This window comes from Vagococcus sp. WN80Y (assembly GCF_059621045.1).
The window spans coordinates 1-1,751 of sequence record NZ_JCAQHY010000055.1 but is presented as its reverse complement, the minus strand read 5'-3'; the positions used below and the strand labels follow the sequence as shown (position 1 = coordinate 1,751).

At 43.6% G+C, this 1,751-nt stretch carries 2 protein-coding genes; both read left to right on the top strand.

Going from position 1 to position 1,751, the window contains the following annotated elements; genetic code table 11:
• Nucleotides 1-1,044, top strand: a 1,044-nt coding sequence (locus tag AC5KOD_RS02660; protein WP_496912994.1) for an MFS transporter, incomplete at its 5' end; no start/stop codon positions are given.
• Nucleotides 1,037-1,751, top strand: a 715-nt coding sequence (locus tag AC5KOD_RS02655; RefSeq protein ID WP_496912993.1) for a nucleoside hydrolase, incomplete at its 3' end; no start/stop codon positions are given. The genes AC5KOD_RS02660 and AC5KOD_RS02655, both read left to right, overlap by 8 nt.

Sequence of the window (1,751 nt, the reverse complement as noted above, 5' to 3'; positions counted from 1 at the left end):
TGTTTTGTCGTCCTCGTGCGAAAGTATGTGGAAAAAGAAAAGCAAGCGACTTATTTGGGGATTAATACCGCCATGTACCAACTATCGGCGGGACTAGGCTCGGTGTTTGGTGGCTATATGACCCAGTATTTATCTTGGGAGGGGACACTTTTAGTTCCTGTATTGGTCTTGATGACGATTCCTTTCTTTTTGAAATACTTACCAAATGACGAGCATAAGGTCGAAGGTCAACACTTGGATAGTTTGGGGATTGTGTTGATTACCTTATTATTCGGCTTAATGCTTTATGCCATTAGTACGAAGAATTTGATTTATGCAGGCGGAAGCTTAGGGATTATGGTGATTTACGGGCTCTATGCCAGTAAAGCCGCCAATCCAATTATTGATTTAAGTCTTTTTAAAATCAAAAGCTTATTACCGGGGACGGCAGTCGGCGCCTTGATCTACAGCGTTCAGCTGAGCTTTTTCTTTATCTTTGTCTTTTTGATTTCGGCTTCTTATGAAGTGGAGCTATCGATTGTAGGTTTGATGTTTATTCCCGCTAATTTTAGTGCCTTTTTATCAGGTCTAGCCTCAGGATTTATTACAAAGAAAATCGGCCCTCAGCGCTGTTATTACTTAGGGTGTACGATTATCGCCACTTCTTTACTGATGTTTAGCTTTTTACTAGGTGGACCGATTATCTTTATGTGGATTGCCTTAAGTCTGTTTGGGATTGGCTACACGATTATTTTTCCAGGCTATTACTCAGTCTTTTCTAACAGCTTGCCAAAAGCCTCGGTTGGTCGGGGGATGGCGATTTCCACTTTGTTAAGTCGGATCTATTATGCGGTCTCTATTGCGGCAGTTGGCTTATTGATTTCAGATAAGACTTTGGCTTTTAAGTTCTTGCCAAGTCTGGCAACAACCTCGGACATGTACATTTATTCTAATGTGTGTTTGTTGTTAGTGGTGGTGGTCATTGCCTCAATGGTCCTTTACAAAACAACGTTTTCTGATGTAAGCTTGGTCAATGAAGTGGAAGAAGGAGGACAAGATGAGTAAATTAATTATCGATTGTGACACAGGAATTGACGATGCCCTTGCGATTGCCTATGCTGTGGGCAACGAAGAGGTCGAGCTGTTGGGTGTGACGGTGTCTTATGGGGTGGCACCTCTCACGTTGACTTACCGCAATACCCGTACTGTTTTGGATTTATTAGGTTACGAAGATCTGCCAGTTCTTCTAGGAAGCGATCAACCAATCCTTAGAGAGCGTGAATACAGTGGCAGGTTCCATGGCGACGATGGACTGGGAAATCGCTTAGGCGCGGTCTCAGAGCTTGATGGAGAGATGGCGCCAGATGTAAGCGCATGGGAATTTATTGCTCACCAAGTTGATTGTTACCCAGATGAGATTACCTTAGTGACAACGGGGCCTCTAACGAATCTGTTAATTTTGATAAAGGAGTACCCAAAAATAGTGGAACGATTGAAAAAAATTGTGGTGATGGGGGGCGCGTTGACAACTGAAGGCAATGTCAGTAAAGTCGCGGAAGCCAATATTTACATCGATCCAGAAGCTGCTGATGAAGTGTTTAAAAGTGGCTTCCCGCTCACGGTCGTGCCACTGGATGTGACCCGTCGAACTCTCTTAACTCGGCAAGAGGTTGCCAAGTGGGAAAAAAGCGAAAACGGTGCTGGTCCCTTTTTCGCCTCAATGTTAGACTTTTATCTATCGGCTTATGAGACTTACCATCCTTATTTGGCTG